The following is a 949-nucleotide window of genomic DNA, read 5'->3' as shown; positions in this document are numbered from 1 at the left end:
CGTCGGCCCCTGGCGCTGATCCTGGTCCCCACCCGGGAGCTGGCTCAGCAGGTCACCGACGCCCTGACCCCCTACGCCCGTTCGCTGACGCTGCGGCTGGCCACCGTCGTCGGCGGCATGTCGATCGGCCGCCAGGCCGGCGCGCTGCGCGCCGGCGCCGAGGTCGTGGTCGCCACACCGGGGCGGCTCAAGGACCTCATCGAGCGCGGTGACTGCCACCTGGACGAGGTCGGCATCACGGTGCTGGACGAGGCCGACCAGATGGCCGACATGGGCTTCATGCCCCAGGTCACCGCCCTGCTCGACCAGGTCCAGCCCGAGGGGCAGCGGATGCTCTTCTCGGCCACCTTGGACCGCAACGTCGACCGCCTGGTCCGGCGCTACCTCAGCGACCCGGTGGTCCACTCCGTCGACCCGTCGGCGGGCGCCGTCACCACGATGGAACACCACCTGCTGCACGTCCACGGCGCCGACAAGCACGCCACCACCACCGAGATCGCCGCCCGCGAAGGCCGCTCGATCCTGTTCCTGGACACCAAGCACTCCGTGGACCAGCTCACCCGGCACCTGCTGAACAGCGGCGTCCGCGCCGCCGCCCTGCACGGCGGCAAGTCCCAGCCGCAGCGCACCCGCACCCTGGCCCAGTTCAAGACCGGCCACGTCACGGTGCTGGTGGCCACCAACGTCGCCGCCCGCGGCATCCACGTCGACAACCTCGACCTCGTCGTCAACGTCGACCCGCCCAGCGACCACAAGGACTACCTGCACCGCGGCGGACGCACCGCCCGCGCCGGCGAGTCCGGCAGCGTCGTCACCCTGGTCCTGCCCAACCAGCGCCGCGAGATGGACCGCCTGATGGCCGACGCCGGCATCACCCCGCAGTCCACCCAGGTCCGCTCCGGCGAGGCCGAACTGAACCGCATCACCGGCGCCCGGACCCCCTCCGGCA

At 72.5% G+C, this 949-nt stretch carries 1 protein-coding gene; it reads left to right on the top strand.

The window, feature by feature from the left end; all coding sequences use genetic code 11:
- The coding region (locus OO62_RS36135) for a DEAD/DEAH box helicase (RefSeq protein ID WP_033271968.1) at positions 1–949 on the top strand (949 nt) is incomplete at both ends.

It is taken from the genome of Streptomyces lydicus (assembly GCF_000717345.1).
GTDB lineage: Bacteria > Actinomycetota > Actinomycetes > Streptomycetales > Streptomycetaceae > Streptomyces > Streptomyces lydicus.
Note: the sequence above shows the minus strand (reverse complement) of the source record. Positions and strands in the feature narration are given on the sequence as shown.